Source organism: Bacillus sp. FSL L8-0358, from assembly GCF_038593095.1.
GTDB classification, from domain to species: Bacteria; Bacillota; Bacilli; order Bacillales; family Bacillaceae; genus Bacillus; species Bacillus subtilis.
The window spans coordinates 3109844-3125548 of sequence record NZ_CP151962.1; the positions used below are offsets into that span (position 1 = coordinate 3109844).

General features: G+C 45.1%; 16 protein-coding genes. 14 read left to right on the top strand and 2 right to left on the bottom strand.

The window, feature by feature from the left end; translation table 11 throughout:
• The first annotated feature begins 74 nt into the window (after positions 1-74).
• The 7 genes from maeL (at position 75) to maeN (ending at position 9036) form a co-directional block, all read left to right on the top strand.
• A complete protein-coding gene (maeL, locus tag NYE49_RS16085; RefSeq protein WP_015384507.1) occupies positions 75-1676 on the top strand; it encodes a two-component system sensor histidine kinase MaeL in 1602 nt (533 codons plus the stop codon).
• Positions 1669-2376: a two-component system response regulator MaeM gene (maeM, locus tag NYE49_RS16090; protein WP_014477821.1), complete on the top strand. Its 708-nt coding sequence runs from the start codon at positions 1669-1671 to the stop codon at positions 2374-2376. The genes maeL and maeM overlap by 8 nt, the downstream gene beginning before the upstream one ends.
• A 475-nt stretch (positions 2377-2851) precedes the next feature.
• Positions 2852-3931, top strand: coding sequence for a guanosine ABC transporter substrate-binding protein NupN (nupN, locus tag NYE49_RS16095; protein ID WP_015384509.1), 1080 nt, complete (start codon positions 2852-2854; stop codon positions 3929-3931).
• Positions 3932-4005: 74 nt separating this feature from the next.
• On the top strand, positions 4006-5538 hold the full coding sequence (gene nupO / locus NYE49_RS16100) for a guanosine ABC transporter ATP-binding protein NupO (RefSeq protein ID WP_047183578.1): 1533 nt from the start codon (positions 4006-4008) through the stop codon (positions 5536-5538).
• Positions 5531-6577, top strand: a complete 1047-nt coding sequence (gene nupP, locus NYE49_RS16105) for a guanosine ABC transporter permease NupP (RefSeq protein ID WP_047183105.1) — start codon at positions 5531-5533, stop codon at positions 6575-6577. Before nupO ends, nupP begins: the two co-directional genes overlap by 8 nt.
• Complete coding sequence (gene nupQ, locus NYE49_RS16110) at positions 6578-7537, top strand: guanosine ABC transporter permease NupQ (protein ID WP_014480697.1); 960 nt, start codon at positions 6578-6580, stop codon at positions 7535-7537.
• Positions 7538-7689: 152 nt separating this feature from the next.
• On the top strand, positions 7690-9036 hold the full coding sequence (maeN, locus tag NYE49_RS16115; protein ID WP_015483629.1) for a sodium/malate symporter MaeN: 1347 nt from the start codon (positions 7690-7692) through the stop codon (positions 9034-9036).
• A gap of 35 nt (positions 9037-9071) precedes the next feature.
• Here the strand turns inward: maeN and NYE49_RS16120 are convergent, their stop codons facing one another.
• Positions 9072-9287 carry a hypothetical protein gene (locus NYE49_RS16120; protein ID WP_015483630.1) on the bottom strand — a complete coding sequence of 72 codons (216 nt, stop codon included), beginning with the start codon at positions 9285-9287 and terminating at the stop codon, positions 9072-9074.
• Between the two features lie 229 nt (positions 9288-9516).
• Between NYE49_RS16120 and NYE49_RS16125 the strand changes: the two genes are divergently transcribed.
• The 7 genes from NYE49_RS16125 to mnhG are packed head-to-tail and all read left to right on the top strand — an operon-like array spanning position 9517 to position 15285.
• Entirely contained in the window at positions 9517-11922 is a 2406-nt protein-coding gene (locus NYE49_RS16125) for a Na+/H+ antiporter subunit A (RefSeq protein ID WP_047183106.1), read from the top strand.
• A complete protein-coding gene (locus NYE49_RS16130; RefSeq protein WP_003228819.1) occupies positions 11915-12346 on the top strand; it encodes a Na(+)/H(+) antiporter subunit B in 432 nt (143 codons plus the stop codon). The genes NYE49_RS16125 and NYE49_RS16130 overlap by 8 nt, the downstream gene beginning before the upstream one ends.
• Positions 12346-12687 carry a Na(+)/H(+) antiporter subunit C gene (locus tag NYE49_RS16135; protein WP_003220730.1) on the top strand — a complete coding sequence of 114 codons (342 nt, stop codon included), beginning with the start codon at positions 12346-12348 and terminating at the stop codon, positions 12685-12687. Before NYE49_RS16130 ends, NYE49_RS16135 begins: the two co-directional genes overlap by 1 nt.
• Positions 12680-14161: a Na+/H+ antiporter subunit D gene (locus NYE49_RS16140; RefSeq protein WP_174616586.1), complete on the top strand. Its 1482-nt coding sequence runs from the start codon at positions 12680-12682 to the stop codon at positions 14159-14161. The genes NYE49_RS16135 and NYE49_RS16140 overlap by 8 nt, the downstream gene beginning before the upstream one ends.
• A 5-nt stretch (positions 14162-14166) precedes the next feature.
• Positions 14167-14643, top strand: coding sequence for a Na+/H+ antiporter subunit E (locus NYE49_RS16145; RefSeq protein WP_174616587.1), 477 nt, complete (start codon positions 14167-14169; stop codon positions 14641-14643).
• Positions 14643-14927, top strand: coding sequence for a Na(+)/H(+) antiporter subunit F1 (locus tag NYE49_RS16150; RefSeq protein WP_003228814.1), 285 nt, complete (start codon positions 14643-14645; stop codon positions 14925-14927). Before NYE49_RS16145 ends, NYE49_RS16150 begins: the two co-directional genes overlap by 1 nt.
• A complete protein-coding gene (mnhG, locus tag NYE49_RS16155) occupies positions 14911-15285 on the top strand; it encodes a monovalent cation/H(+) antiporter subunit G (protein WP_014477830.1) in 375 nt (124 codons plus the stop codon). Before NYE49_RS16150 ends, mnhG begins: the two co-directional genes overlap by 17 nt.
• Positions 15286-15323: 38 nt before the next feature.
• Here mnhG and NYE49_RS16160 read toward each other — a convergent pair whose 3' ends face one another.
• The gene (locus NYE49_RS16160) at positions 15324-15704 is read right to left on the bottom strand and encodes a hotdog fold thioesterase (protein ID WP_174616601.1); all 381 of its coding nucleotides are present in this window, start codon (positions 15702-15704) and stop codon (positions 15324-15326) included.
• Position 15705 lies beyond the last annotated feature (1 nt).

Below are 15705 nucleotides of genomic sequence, written 5' to 3' on the forward strand. Positions count from 1 at the left end.
TCCCAAATCTTCACAAAGCAGCATTTTGAGAGTAAAGTAGTACGCAGGAATCATAAAACGTAAGGAAGTTTTATATGAAAAAAACATTAAAACTGCAAACCAGACTCACCATATTTGTTTGTATCGTTGTATTAATCGCATTGCTCATTACGTTTTTTACAGTCGGTGCCCAAACCACCAAACGAATTAGAGATCAGGAAAAGGCCACTGCGCTGCAGACTGCTGAAATGGTAGCTGAGGCGCCGATGACAGCCGCTGCTTTAGAAAGCGGAAAAAAACAAAAGGAACTGCAGAGCTACACAAAGCGGGTTCAGAAAATTACCGGCACGGAATTTGTTGTCGTCATGGATATGAACGGTATCCGCAAAACTCATCCTGACCCGAGCAAAATCGGAAAAAAATTCAGAGGCGGTGATGAGTCCGAGGTATTAAAAGGGCATGTCCATATCAGCACAGCCTCTGGCACGCTCGGGAAATCGCAGAGAGCGTTCGTCCCTGTCTACGCGGAGAATGGAAAACAAGTCGGTGCAGTCGCGGTCGGCATCACCGTAAATGAAATTGATGAAGTGATCAGCCATAGCTTACGGCCGCTTTACTTTATTATTTGCGTCAGCATCTTCGTCGGTGTGATCGGAGCCGTTATCGTCGCCCGTACAGTGAAAAATATCATGTACGGACTTGAACCTTATGAAATTGCGACTCTGCTTGAAGAACGGAGCGCGATGCTGGAATCGACGAAGGAAGGAATACTCGCTGTCGATGAACATGGCAAAATTAAACTTGCCAACGCGGAAGCAAAACGCCTATTCGTCAAAATGGGCATCAACACAAATCCCATTGATCAGGATGTAGATGACATCTTGCCGAAAAGCCGCTTGAAAAAGGTCATTGAGACCAAAAAACCTCTTCAAGACAGAGACGTCCGCATTAACGGGCTGGAGCTTGTGTTTAATGAAGTTCCTATCCAGCTGAAAGGACAAACTGTCGGAGCGATTGCAACATTCCGCGACAAGACCGAGGTAAAACATTTAGCTGAACAGCTTTCCGGTGTTAAAATGTATGCAAACGCACTGAGAGCGCAGTCTCATGAATTTATGAACAAACTGCATGTGATATTAGGTCTCGTCCAGCTGAAAGAGTATGATGATCTTGGAGATTATATTAAAGATATAGCCATACAGCAAAAATCAGAAACAAGTGAAATTATAAATGATGTCAAAAGCTCCGTACTGGCCGGTTTTCTGCTCGGAAAGCAAAGCTTTATACGTGAGCAGGGCGCAAATCTTGATATTGAATGCAACGGTGTCATCCCGAACGCGGCAGACCCTTCTGTCATCCATGAGCTCATTACAATCATCGGAAATCTCATCAACAATGGCTTAGACGCCGTTGCCGATATGCCGAAAAAACAAATCACCATGTCCATGCGCTTCCATGACAGCATACTTGATATTGAAATTACCGATACTGGAGCAGGCATGTCCGAAGAAGACCAAGCCAAAGTATTTGAACAAGGCTATTCAACAAAGGGCAAAAACCGGGGATTCGGCCTTTATTTCACACAGCAAAGCATCGAAAATTTAAAAGGCCAAATGATCCTCACAAGCGAAAAGAATGAAGGAACGACATTCAGTATTCGCATCCCGTACGAACCGAAGGAGGAAAATCATGATTAATGTACTAATAGTTGAAGATGACCCCATGGTGGGTGAATTAAATAAACGATATTTAAGCCAAATAGATGGCTTTCAGCTGAAAGGCATCGCTTCTTCCTTTCAAAGCGCTCTGCATATTTTAGGCGAGCATCATATCGACCTCATTTTGCTTGATATTTATATGCCGGGAAAAAACGGGCTGGAACTGCTGACGGAATTGAGAGCCCAAAATGAAGCGGTTGACGTGATTGTCATCTCAGCGGCCAGCGAGCTTGACGTGATCAAGAAAACACTTCGGTACGGAGCTGTTGATTATTTAATCAAACCATTTGAATTTGAACGATTCCAAACGGCTCTGTCTGATTACAGACGAAAACAAAAGGTGTATTCAACCCATCGCAACATGAGCCAAAAAGAACTGGACGCCGAGCTTTTTCAAAAGAAAGAAGCAACAGAAAAAGTGCAGCTTCCTAAAGGCCTGACAAAAAGCACGCTGAAGCTGATCTGGTCCAGTATCCAGTCATTTGAAAATGAATCTTTTACGACAGAAGACTTGGCAAAGCACACAGAAATCTCTCAAGTATCCATACGAAAATACTTAAAGTTTCTTGAAGATATACAGGTTCTGAATGTAGAAATGGCGTACGGAACGATCGGAAGACCTGTGTTTCAGTACAACGTCAACAACAGTAACCTTAACGGAATAAAGCAATATCTATAAGAAAAACGCACTGCTTGCTTTGAGCAGTGCGTTTTTCCTGTCATATCTCTTGCCAAAATGCTTGATTCTATTGTTGTTAAGTTATACAAGAATAACAAAGGGCCTTTCAACATTTTTAAGCAAACAATTCTAAAAATAGATACTTTTTAAAAAATTATGCGAAATTCTATTTATTTCTTATTAGTTAAATGATAAATTATGATTGGTAAGTTGATCCCGAAAAACTAAGTCATAAGTCTTAATTCAGAAAACGATGTCACGGTTTTCCGCCCGGAACGCCTTCCGCATCCTTCTCTTCCCCGCCTTTCGAAGGAAATACTCACACCACGCTTATTCAGGGAAGAATAGAACTGTCTCAGCGCATTCCATTTGTTATTATCAGAAAATTTTATCGATTATAAGAAATTGTTCAGGACAGCCCATCACATGACTGGCCGGATCAGCTTTGAACCAAATTTTTCTGGGGGGTTATATCTTGAATAAACGAAAAATCGGATTGGCGATGTCACTTGTGATCGCAGCAGGCACCATATTAGGAGCATGCGGAAACAGCGAAAAAAGCAGCGGCTCAGGCGAAGGCAAAAACAAATTCAGTGTGGCGATGGTTACTGACGTAGGCGGAGTGGATGACAAATCGTTCAACCAATCAGCCTGGGAAGGCATCCAAGCCTTTGGGAAAGAGAATGGGCTGAAAAAAGGCAAAAACGGTTACGACTACCTTCAATCCAAATCAGATGCAGACTATACAACGAACTTAAATAAATTGGCGCGTGAGAATTTTGACTTAATTTACGGCGTCGGCTACTTAATGGAGGATTCAATCAGCGAAATTGCTGACCAGCGCAAAAATACAAACTTTGCGATTATAGATGCTGTTGTCGATAAAGACAACGTCGCAAGTATTACGTTTAAAGAGCAGGAAGGCTCATTTCTCGTCGGAGTGGCCGCAGCCCTATCAAGCAAATCAGGAAAAATCGGCTTTGTAGGCGGCATGGAATCAGAGTTAATCAAAAAATTCGAGGTCGGCTTCCGTGCCGGCGTGCAAGCAGTTAACCCTAAAGCCGTTGTAGAAGTGAAATACGCAGGGGGGTTCGATAAAGCCGATGTCGGTAAAGCAACCGCCGAAAGCATGTATAAATCAGGCGTAGATGTTATTTATCACTCTGCGGGCGCCACTGGCACAGGCGTCTTTACTGAAGCGAAAAACCTGAAAAAAGAAGATCCAAAACGCGATGTCTGGGTCATCGGTGTCGATAAAGACCAATACGCAGAAGGCCAGGTAGAAGGAACAGATGATAACGTCACCCTCACTTCCATGGTGAAAAAAGTAGATACAGTCGTTGAAGATGTAACGAAAAAAGCGAGCGACGGAAAGTTCCCGGGCGGCGAAACACTTACCTACGGGCTTGATCAAGACGGAGTCGGCATTTCTCCATCTAAACAAAATCTATCGGATGATGTGATCAAAGCGGTCGATAAATGGAAGAAAAAAATCATCGACGGATTGGAAGTCCCGGCAACCGAGAAAGAGCTGAAAACCTTCAAAGCTGAATAAGAATCGCAGGGATAAGGAGGTCGAGCCCTTATCCCTTGTTTTTCTTTTATTTTGAAAAAAGGAGCGGTCAATCAATGGAATATGTCATTGAAATGCTCAATATCCGTAAAGAGTTTCCTGGTATCGTCGCCAATGATAATATCATTCTTCAAGTCAAAAAAGGCGAAATACACGCGTTGCTCGGTGAAAACGGGGCGGGGAAATCAACGTTGATGAATGTCCTTTTCGGACTGTATCAGCCGGAGCGGGGTGAAATTCGGGTGCGCGGCGAGAAGGTGCACATCAACAGCCCGAACAAAGCGAATGACCTTGGAATTGGAATGGTGCACCAGCACTTTATGCTTGTTGACACCTTTACAGTTGCTGAAAATATTATTCTCGGGAAAGAGCCAAAGAAGTTTGGCAGAATTGACCGGAAGCGTGCTGGCCAAGAGGTGCAGGACATTTCCGATCGATACGGCCTGCAGATCCATCCTGAAGCAAAAGCAGCTGACATATCAGTCGGAATGCAGCAGCGCGCAGAAATATTAAAAACCCTCTACCGCGGTGCCGACATTCTGATTTTTGATGAACCGACGGCTGTTTTGACGCCTCATGAAATTAAGGAACTGATGCAAATTATGAAGAACCTGGTCAAAGAAGGGAAGTCCATCATCTTAATCACCCATAAGCTGAAAGAGATTATGGAGATTTGTGACCGCGTTACGGTTATCCGTAAAGGAAAAGGCATCAAAACCCTTGATGTCCGTGATACAAACCAAGACGAACTCGCCAGTCTAATGGTCGGCCGTGAGGTATCGTTCAAAACCGAAAAGAGAGCTGCTCAGCCGGGAGCGGAAGTGCTTGCGATTGACGGCATAACTGTAAAAGATACCCGCGGAATAGAGACAGTCAGAGATTTGTCTCTTTCTGTCAAAGCGGGAGAAATAGTCGGCATAGCCGGCGTCGACGGAAACGGGCAATCAGAGCTGATCGAAGCGGTGACAGGACTCCGCAAAACAGATTCAGGAACAATCACCTTAAACGGAAAACAGATCCAAAACCTGACGCCAAGAAAAATCACTGAATCCGGGATCGGGCATATTCCTCAGGATCGCCATAAACACGGTCTCGTCCTTGATTTTCCAATCGGAGAGAATATCCTGCTGCAAAGCTATTACAAAAAGCCGTATTCAGCATTGGGCGTTTTACATAAAGGCGAAATGTACAAAAAAGCATGCAGCCTGATCACTGAGTACGACGTCAGAACGCCGGATGAATATACACACGCGCGGGCATTGTCAGGCGGAAACCAGCAAAAAGCGATTATCGGGCGGGAAGTAGACCGAAATCCTGATTTATTAATCGCCGCCCAACCGACTCGCGGCCTTGATGTCGGAGCCATTGAATTTGTCCATAAAAAGCTCATTGAGCAGCGTGATGCCGGGAAGGCCGTTCTTCTCCTCTCGTTTGAGCTTGAAGAAATTATGAATCTCAGTGACAGAATCGCCGTTATTTTTGAAGGACGCATTATCGCCAGCGTTAACCCGCAGGACACCACTGAACAGGAGCTTGGTCTCTTGATGGCCGGAAGCACACAAAAGGAAGCGGGGAAAGCAAATGGTTAAACGACTCTCTCATTTACTCGTGCCGCTCACCGCAATCATCCTTGGTCTTGCGGCCGGCGCGTTGATTATGCTTGTGAGCGGCTACAGTGTGGCCAGCGGATATTCGGCTTTGTGGAATGGGATATTCGGAGAAATCTATTATGTCGGAGAAACAATCCGGCAAATTACGCCTTATATTTTATCCGGATTGGCTGTCGCCTTTGCATTCCGAACCGGACTCTTTAATATCGGCGTCGAGGGCCAGCTGCTCGTCGGCTGGACAGCAGCGGTTTGGGTCGGTACGGCGTTTGACGGACCGGCATATATTCACTTGCCGCTCGCATTGATTACAGCGGCAGCTGCAGGAGGATTATGGGGGTTAATTCCCGGCATTTTGAAAGCGCGATTTTACGTTCATGAAGTCATTGTCACCATTATGATGAATTATATCGCGCTGCACATGACCAATTACATCATTTCAAACGTTTTGACAGATCATCAGGACAAGACGGGGAAAATTCACGAATCCGCCTCCCTCCGCTCTCCTTTTCTTGAACAGATCACCGATTACTCACGGCTGCATTTGGGAATCATCGTTGCCCTTCTCGGAGCAGTTATCATGTGGTTTATCATCAACAAAACTACAAAGGGATTTGAGCTCCGGGCGGTCGGGTTTAGCCAGCACGCTTCCCAGTATGCCGGCATGAGCGTGCGGAAGAATATCATGACCTCCATGCTTATCTCCGGCGCTTTTGCAGGCCTTGCCGGAGCCATGGAGGGCCTAGGAACATTTGAATACGCAGCAGTGAAAGGCGCATTTACCGGCGTAGGCTTTGACGGTATCGCTGTCGCTCTTCTCGGGGGAAACACAGCCGTCGGCATTGTACTGGCAGCATGCCTGCTTGGCGGGCTGAAAATCGGCGCATTAAATATGCCGATTGAATCAGGCGTTCCATCAGAGGTCGTTGATATTGTGATTGCCATTATTATTCTGTTTGTGGCTTCAAGCTATGCGATTCGTTTCGTCATGGGCAAATTGAAGAAAAAGGGGGCGAACTAAGTGGACATTGTGCAGATTTTATCTATCATTGTCCCTGCCACACTCGTCTATGCGGCCCCGCTTATTTTAACTGCTCTCGGCGGCGTGTTTTCCGAGAGATCAGGTGTGGTAAATATCGGTCTAGAAGGCCTCATGATTATCGGGGCGTTCACCAGCGTGTTATTTAATTTATTTTTTGGTCCGGAATTAGGTGCCGCCGCACCTTGGCTTTCGCTCCTTGCCGCCATGGCAGCAGGCGCCCTGTTTTCACTGATTCACGCGGCAGCGGCGATTTCGTTTCGCGCCGACCAGACAGTCAGCGGTGTCGCCATTAACATGCTGGCGCTTGGGGCAACTTTATTTATCGTCAAACTGATCTACGGCAAAGCGCAGACAGACAAAATTCCAGAGCCTTTTTATAAGACGAAAATCCCCGGTTTGGGCGATATTCCCGTCTTGGGAAAGATCTTCTTTTCGGATGTCTATTATACGTCTATTCTTGCAATAGCACTTGCCTTTATTTCCTGGTTTATCTTGTTCAAAACGCCGTTCGGCCTTCGTATCCGTTCTGTCGGAGAGCATCCGATGGCGGCCGATACGATGGGAATCAACGTATATAAAATGCGCTACATCGGCGTGATGATCAGCGGATTGTTCGGCGGTCTCGGCGGCGGCGTATATGCCTCCACAATTGCGCTTGATTTCACGCACTCTACCATCTCCGGGCAAGGCTTTATCGCCCTGGCAGCGCTTGTATTCGGAAAATGGCATCCGATCGGAGCACTGGGGGCCGCCCTGTTTTTCGGATTCGCCCAAAGCCTAAGCATCATTGGATCGCTGCTCCCTCTTTTTAAAGACATACCAAATGTGTATATGCTGATGGCTCCTTATGTCTTAACGATTCTCGCTTTAACCGGCTTTATCGGGCGGGCAGATGCGCCAAAAGCCAATGGCGTGCCTTATATTAAAGGAAAAAGATAAAACATTCTCCCCTGGGAAGACGATTCTCAGGGATTTTTCTAATCCAAAAGACCCCCTTATTTTAATTGTTTATTAGTTTTTTAACTTAAAAAAATATGAAGTGTTAACGCTTTCTTGTAGACTGTAACAAACAATACATGGGGGTGTATGACATGGGAGCAATTCCAAAAACGGGGACAATTTCACCTGAGCAAAAAGACTCACAGGGGAAAAACCTGTTTCAAAAAATCTGGTCTTGGGAAATCGGTGTGATTCCTCTGCCATTATACACAGTATTAGCTGTTATTATTATTCTTGCAGCCTATTACAATGAGCTGCCGGCAAATATGCTTGGCGGGTTTGCCATCATTATGATTCTTGGTGTGTTTCTCGGAGACATAGGCCAACGCATACCGATATTGAAGGATATTGGCGGCCCTGCTATTTTATCTTTGTTTGTTCCTTCATTTTTAGTCTTTTACAATGTACTGAATTCAACATCTTTAGACGCTGTAACCAATTTGATGAAAACGTCTAACTTCCTTTATTTCTATATCGCTTGCCTTGTTGTGGGAAGTATCCTCGGTATGAACAGAATTGTTTTAATACAGGGGTTTATCAGAATGTTCGTTCCACTGGTTGCAGGAACGATCGCGGCCGTTACAGCCGGCATCCTTGTCGGATTTATTTTTGGCTATAGTGCCTATGATTCCTTTTTCTTTGTTGTTGTCCCAATTATTGCCGGGGGAATAGGTGAAGGAATTTTGCCGCTTTCAATCGCCTATTCACAAATACTGGGCTCATCCGCTGATGTATTTGTGTCTCAGCTGGTTCCAGCCGCAATTATAGGAAACGTTTTTGCTATCATATGTGCAGCCTTAATGAAAAAGCTTGGCGATAAGCGTCCAGATCTAAATGGGAACGGACGTCTCGTAAAATCTAAAAAAGCAAATGAGATTTTCAATCAAAAAGAAGCCGAAGCAAAAATTGATTTTAAACTAATGGGAGCAGGAGTTCTGCTCGCGTGTACATTCTTTATTTTTGGCGGGTTATTGGAGAAATTCATCTTCATCCCGGGCGCGATCTTAATGATTATTTCAGCTGCGGCTGTCAAGTATGCGAATATTCTTCCGAAAAAAATGGAAGAAGGCGCTTACCAGCTTTATAAGTTTATTTCTTCAAGCTTTACATGGCCGCTGATGGTCGGTCTCGGCATCCTCTTTATTCCGTTGGATGACGTAGCGTCTGTGATTTCTATTCCGTTTGTCATCATTTGTATTTCAGTTGTTATCGCGATGATTGGTTCTGGATATTTCGTAGGCAAGCTGATGAACATGTATCCGGTTGAATCCGCAATCGTTACCTGCTGCCACAGCGGCCTCGGCGGAACGGGTGATGTTGCCATTTTATCGGCATCAGGAAGAATGGGCCTTATGCCGTTTGCCCAAATTTCAACCCGTCTCGGCGGTGCAGGCACAGTTATTTGCGCGACAGTGCTGCTTCGTTTTTTCACTTCATAAACAGAAAGAGTTCCGTTTTATGCGGAACTCTTTTTTTATTTATTCACAATCCGAATATACTCTCGGGGACCAAACGGCAGATCCTTTGATTCCGTCTCACTCATTCTGGCTGACAGGTGGTGCTCCAGTAAATACAGCTCCCACTCATCACTAGCCGCCACACCGCTGCGCCCGTCATATTGATTCAACATGAATGCCCCTGCAAATACTGAGCAGAATAAACCTGAGCACATCACGACTTTTCTTTTCACATGACCAGCTCCTTTCCTTCAGCTTGATCAGGATTGATTTTAAATATACAAATAACCTCTTTTTTGTTAGACTTATTTTGAGGTCAAAAGAACTCATAAAACCCATTACAGCAGTTCGAAGCGTGGCAGCTTGCAGAAAAGTGCGATATAATTTGGACTAGGTCGTTTGACCGTATATTTCATACATAGCGCATTTTTCAATTGAGAACGAGAAAAGGAGGTCTTATCTTTGCAGCTCTTACATCTTGCTATTTTATCGCCTTTTTTATTTGCTTTTATCATTCCCTTCTTGGCAAAATACGCAAAAAGAGTGCATACGGGCTGGTTTGTGTTGATCCTGCCCGTCTTGCTGTTTATATACTTTCTCCCAATGATCAGGATGACACAATCTGGAGAAACACTTCGATCGGTATTAGAGTGGATTCCGTCACTCGGCATTAACTTTACCGTTTATATAGACGGCCTCGGGTTATTATTCGCCTTACTGATCACAGGCATTGGCTCTTTAGTCACTCTTTACAGCATTTTTTATTTATCGAAAGAAAAAGAACAGCTTGGGCCCTTTTATGTCTACTTATTGATGTTCATGGGCGCCATGCTCGGCGTCGTTCTAGTAGACAATGTCATGGTTCTCTACATGTTCTGGGAGCTTACAAGCCTTTCATCCTTTTTGCTGATCGGCTATTGGTATAAGCGGGAAAAGTCGCGCTATGGCGCAGCCAAATCACTTTTGATTACGGTCAGCGGCGGGCTGTGCATGCTCGGCGGATTTATTCTCCTTTATTTGATAACGGATTCCTTCAGTATTAGAGAGATGGTTCATCAGGTTCAATTAATTGCCGGCCACGAATTGTTTATCCCGGCTATGATTCTCATTTTATTAGGGGCTTTTACGAAATCAGCGCAATTTCCTTTTTACATCTGGCTCCCTGACGCGATGGAAGCTCCGACGCCTGTCAGCGCTTATCTCCATTCAGCCACTATGGTAAAAGCCGGCATTTATGTGATTGCGAGATTCAGTCCTATTTTCGCCTTTTCAGCTCAGTGGTTTTGGATCGTGTCCCTCGTTGGCCTCTTTACGATGGTTTGGGGTTCATTCCATGCCGTGAAACAAACTGATTTAAAATCGATTTTGGCGTTTTCAACCGTCAGCCAGCTCGGCATGATCATCTCCATGCTCGGAGTCAGTGCTGCGGCCCTTCATTACGGCCATACAGAATATTATACAGTTGCCGCTATGGCTGCCATTTTCCATTTAATCAACCACGCTACTTTTAAAGGAAGCTTGTTTATGGCAGTCGGGATTATCGATCACGAAACAGGCACACGGAATATCCGGAAGCTAGGCGGCCTGATGGCGATTATGCCGATTACATTTACCATTTCCTTAATCGGGACATTTTCAATGGCCGGCCTACCGCCGTTTAACGGATTTTTGAGTAAAGAAATGTTTTTCACAAGCATGCTTCGCGTGACACATTTCGACCTGTTCAACGTGCAGACATGGGGCGTTCTGTTCCCTGTTCTCGCCTGGATCGGAAGTGTATTTACGTTTATCTACAGCATGAAATTGCTGTTTAAAACATTCAGAGGAAGTTACCAGCCTGAACAGCTTGAAAAACAGGCTCACGAAGCGCCTGTCGGCATGCTCGTACCACCGGTCATTCTTGTCGCTTTGGCTGTCAGTCTCTTCTTTTTCCCGAATATATTGTCGTACAGCCTGATAGAGCCTGCGATGAACTCAATCTATCCGACACTGCTGGACGGCCATGAGAAATTCCACGTTCACATTTCACAGTGGCATGGGGTTACAACGGAATTGCTCATGACTGCGGGTATTGTTGTGATCGGAACAATTGGTTATTTGTCGCTGAATAAGTGGAAGGGAATCTATAAACTGTTTCCTTCGAAACTCACACTCAACCGGTTATACGATAAGCTTTTGACTCTGATGGAGAAAGGCTCTTACCGGGTCACAAAACAATATATGACCGGGTTTTTAAGAGATTATTTGCTGTATATCTTCGCTGGTTTCATCATTCTGATAGGCGGAGCTTTTGCCATTAAAGGCGGATTTTCATTTAAAACGGAAGGCATGGCTAAAATCGGCGTATACGAAATCATTTTGACGCTTGTCATGATCAGCGCCACAGTGGCGACTGTTTTTGCTAGGTCAAGACTGACGGCGATTATTGCACTCGGTGTTGTCGGTTATACACTTGCATTGTTTTTTGTCATTTTCAGAGCGCCGGACTTGGCATTGACTCAGCTCGTCATTGAAACGATTTCTGTGGCACTGTTTCTGCTTTGCTTCTACCACTTGCCGAAACTGAGGCTGAAAACAAAAACGAGAACGTTCCGGATGACGAATTTTATCATTTCTTTAGGCGTCGGTATTATCGTTACTCTGCTCGGTATCGCATCCTCAAGCCAGCGGACAAAAGACAGCATTGCGTCCTTCTTTGTCAAACACAGCCACGATCTCGGCGGAGGAGATAATGTCGTCAATGTCATTCTTGTTGATTTCAGGGGATTTGATACAATGTTTGAAATTACGGTATTAACGATAGCCGCTCTCGGCATTTACAGCATGATTAAAACAAAAGTAAAAGAGGAGGGGAAAAGCGGTGAATGAACAAAAAACAAATGACTTGATTCTTCAAACCGCGACAAAGCTTGTATCCTTTATCATTTTGCTTTTCTCTTTCTATTTATTTTTATCAGGGCATAACGCGCCCGGAGGAGGCTTTGTCGGCGGACTGATCACGTCCTCTTCCATCGTTCTCTTGCTTCTGGCATATGATTTAAAAACCGTGCGTTCCCTTTTGCCGGTCAATTTCATTTATGTCGCGGGAGCCGGCCTTCTGCTCGCTGTATTAACAGGCGTTGGCTCCTTTGTCTTCGGAGCTCCTTTTTTAACCCACACATTCGGATACTTTCAGCTGCCGATCCTTGGGAAAACGGAGCTCGCCACAGCGACGATATTTGATTTAGGCGTTTATCTTGTTGTCGTAGGCATAACGATGACCATTATTCAAACGATTGGAGAGGAAGAATAATGGAAATCTTAATGGCTGTATTAGCCGGTATTATTTTTATGGCTGCTACGTATTTGCTGCTGTCTAAAAGCCTGCTTCGCGTCATTATCGGAACAGCACTGTTAAGCCATGGCGTTCATTTAATGCTTTTGACTATGGGAGGATTAAAGAAAGGCGCCGCTCCGATTTTGAGCGAGCATGCCAAATCATTTGTCGATCCGCTTCCGCAAGCCCTGATTTTGACCGCAATTGTCATTTCTTTTGGCGTTACATCATTCATCCTCGTCATGGCCTTTCGCGCTTATCAGGAATTGAAATCGGATGATATGGATCAAATGAGGGGAAATGATCAACATGAATAATTTTGTTATTTTGCCAATCCTGATCCCGCTTTTGTCGGCTATTCTTCTGATTTTCATGGCGAAGAATCTTATGCTCATGAGAATCTTCAGCACGGCGGCATCGGCCATCGGGATTGTGATTAGCGGCATACTTGTACAGACTGTCTTCACAAAAGGTATCCAGACACTCAGCTTAGGCGGATGGAAAGCGCCGTACGGCATTGTGCTTGCCGCAGACCAATTCGCCAGCCTTCTCGTTCTCACAACAGCGATCATCGGTTTATTGGTTGGGCTTTATTCTTTCCGTTCTATCGGTGAAAAACGGGAGCGCTCCTTTTACTACTCCGGCGTTCAGTTCTTGCTTGCCGGCGTCAGCGGAGCGTTTTTAACAGGCGATTTATTTAATATGTACGTATTTTTTGAGCTTCTGCTTATTGCTTCCTATATGCTGATTGTATTAGGCGGCACAAAAATTCAGCTGCGGGAATCCCTTAAATATATTGTATTTAATATCGTATCGTCTGCCCTGTTTGTCATAGGGGTCGGGTTTTTATACGCTGTAACCGGCACGTTAAACATGGCGGATCTTAGCGTGAAAATCAGCGAAACAGGACAAACCGGGCTGATCACTGTGATTGGTGTCCTGCTGCTTTTGGTATTTGGCATGAAGGGCGGAATCTTCCCCCTCTACTTTTGGCTTCCAGGCTCTTATTACGCGCCACCGGCAGCAATCTCCGCGTTGTTCGGCGCTTTGCTGACAAAAGTCGGGTTATATGCGATTGCGAGGGTTTTCACATTGATTTTTATTCACGACACAGCCTTTACCCATCAGCTGATGATTTGGCTGGCGGCGCTGACTGTGATTTTCGGTGTGATCGGTTCACTCGCTTATTCGAATGTCATGAAAATTGTGATCTATAACATTATTACCGCTGTCGGCGTGATTTTGTTCGGTGTGGCAGTACACACCCCCGCATCCATTCAGGGCGCGATCTACTATCTGATTCACGATATGCTGATTAAAGGCGCTTTGTTTATGCTGGCGGGTACGCTGATCGCATTGACTGGAACTGCGAACCTGCATAAAATGGGCGGGCTGATCAAACGCTATCCTGTTCTTGGATGGATGTTTTTCATTTCTGCTATTTCTCTTGCAGGCATTCCGCCACTGAGCGGATTTGTCGGCAAATTTAAAATTGCAGAGGGCGGCTTCGCAGAAGGTGAATTTACGATATCCATGCTGATTCTGCTTTCGAGTCTGCTCGTACTGTACTCTGTGCTGAGGATCTTTATACATGCGTTTTGGGGCGAAGAAAAAGAAACGCCAAAACCAAATCATCGAACAGCTAAAGGACTTCTTTATCCGGCAGCTATTTTTCTCTTGCTGTCCCTTCTCTTCGGGTTGGGTACAGAATGGGTGTCGCCTTACGTAGATCAAGCGGCCGAGACGCTGCTGAATCCGGAAAAATATATCGAAGCTGTTCTGAAGGAGTAGATCGCATGGCATTTCAAATTTTATTAAATGTGTTTCTCGCTTTTTGCTGGATATTCTTAAGCAACAGTCCAAGCGCCGCAGGATTCATTACAGGCTATATTCTGGGAATGCTCTCTCTCTTTTTCTTCCGGCGCTTTTTCACTCGCCAGTTTTATCTATGGAAATTGTTTTCTATTATCAAGCTCTGTTTCATTTTTATAAAGGAACTGTACCTTGCCAATGTCAGTGTGATGAAATCAGTCTTATCTCCAAAATTGAATATCAGACCGGGTATTTTTGCTTTTAAAACTGAACTGACGAAGGACTGGGAAATCACCCTGCTTTCCCTGCTCATTACACTAACGCCGGGAACCTTGGTGATGGATATTTCTGATGACAGAACAATACTTTATATTCATGCAATGGATATCGAGGATGCGGAAAAAGCGATTTTTGATATTCGGGAGTCATTTGAAAAAGCCATACAGGAGGTGAGCCGCTGATGTTTACGCTGATCCTGCAAATCGCGCTCGGCATTATGGCAGTGTCTACCTTTTTGTATGTCATTCGTGTCATTAAAGGGCCGACTGTGCCTGACCGGGTCGTGGCTCTGGATGCAATCGGCATCAATCTGATCGCAATCACGGCGCTTGTCTCCATTTTGCTGAAAACAAGTGCGTTTTTGGATATTATTTTGCTGCTGGGGATTTTATCGTTTATCGGAACGATCGCATTTTCCAAGTTCCTGGAGAAAGGAGAGATTATCGAAAATGATCGAAACCGCTAAAGTCGTTGTGGCTGTATTCATATTGCTGGGCGCTCTTGTATGCCTCATTGCTTCATTTGGCGTACTTCGCCTTCCCGATGTGTTTACACGCGCTCATGCTGCTTCTAAAGGCTCAACATTAGGTGTCAATATGATTCTGCTCGGTGTCTTCTTCTATTTGTGGTTTGTGACGGGGGAGCTCTCCGCTAAAATCCTGCTTGGGATTCTCTTTATCTTTATTACGTCGCCTATCGGCGGGCACTTGATCTGCCGTGCTGCGTATAACTCCGGCGTCAAGCTTGATGAGAGAAGCGTACAGGATGACTATAACGGAATCAGAAACTTTGTGATTAAACGAAAAGAGGATTCTTATTTATAAAAATAAGCAGCCGGACAGGCAGAGTTCCGGCTGTTTTTTTATTTCTTGATGACAGCCAGCGTGCATCTGGATATACAGATCAGCCTCTCTTGCTCGTCATATATGTGAATGTGATAGACAATCGTCGTTCTGCCGATATGAACGGGCTCGGCTACCGCCTTTACCGTTCCTTCCTTTACAGATTTTAAATGGTTGGCGTTAATCTCCAAACCGACACAAGCTTGTGTTGTGTGATCAATCAAGTTCTGTGCACCTGCGCTCGCCGCGGTTTCTGCTAGGGCCACTGAAGCGCCCCCATGCAAATATCCGAACGGCTGCACCGTCCGATGATCCACCGGCATAACCGCAATGCATCGTTCCGCTGTGTTTTCAACAATCTCAATACCAAGCGCTTCAAGCAATGTGTGTTTCGTATCCATC

Bases quoted from the DNA above. Each gene is read 5' to 3' on its own strand.
- maeL (WP_015384507.1), top strand. From the start codon at position 75: ATGAAAAAAACATTAAAACTGCAAACCAGACTCACCATATTTGTTTGT.
- maeM (WP_014477821.1), top strand. From the start codon at position 1,669: ATGATTAATGTACTAATAGTTGAAGATGACCCCATGGTGGGTGAATTA.
- nupO (WP_047183578.1), top strand. From the start codon at position 4,006: ATGGAATATGTCATTGAAATGCTCAATATCCGTAAAGAGTTTCCTGGT.
- nupP (WP_047183105.1), top strand. From the start codon at position 5,531: ATGGTTAAACGACTCTCTCATTTACTCGTGCCGCTCACCGCAATCATC.
- maeN (WP_015483629.1), top strand. From the start codon at position 7,690: ATGGGAGCAATTCCAAAAACGGGGACAATTTCACCTGAGCAAAAAGAC.
- NYE49_RS16135 (WP_003220730.1), top strand. From the start codon at position 12,346: ATGGAAATCTTAATGGCTGTATTAGCCGGTATTATTTTTATGGCTGCT.
- NYE49_RS16140 (WP_174616586.1), top strand. From the start codon at position 12,680: ATGAATAATTTTGTTATTTTGCCAATCCTGATCCCGCTTTTGTCGGCT.
- NYE49_RS16145 (WP_174616587.1), top strand. From the start codon at position 14,167: ATGGCATTTCAAATTTTATTAAATGTGTTTCTCGCTTTTTGCTGGATA.
- NYE49_RS16150 (WP_003228814.1), top strand. From the start codon at position 14,643: ATGTTTACGCTGATCCTGCAAATCGCGCTCGGCATTATGGCAGTGTCT.
- mnhG (WP_014477830.1), top strand. From the start codon at position 14,911: ATGATCGAAACCGCTAAAGTCGTTGTGGCTGTATTCATATTGCTGGGC.
- NYE49_RS16160 (WP_174616601.1), bottom strand. From the start codon at position 15,704: ATGGATACGAAACACACATTGCTTGAAGCGCTTGGTATTGAGATTGTT.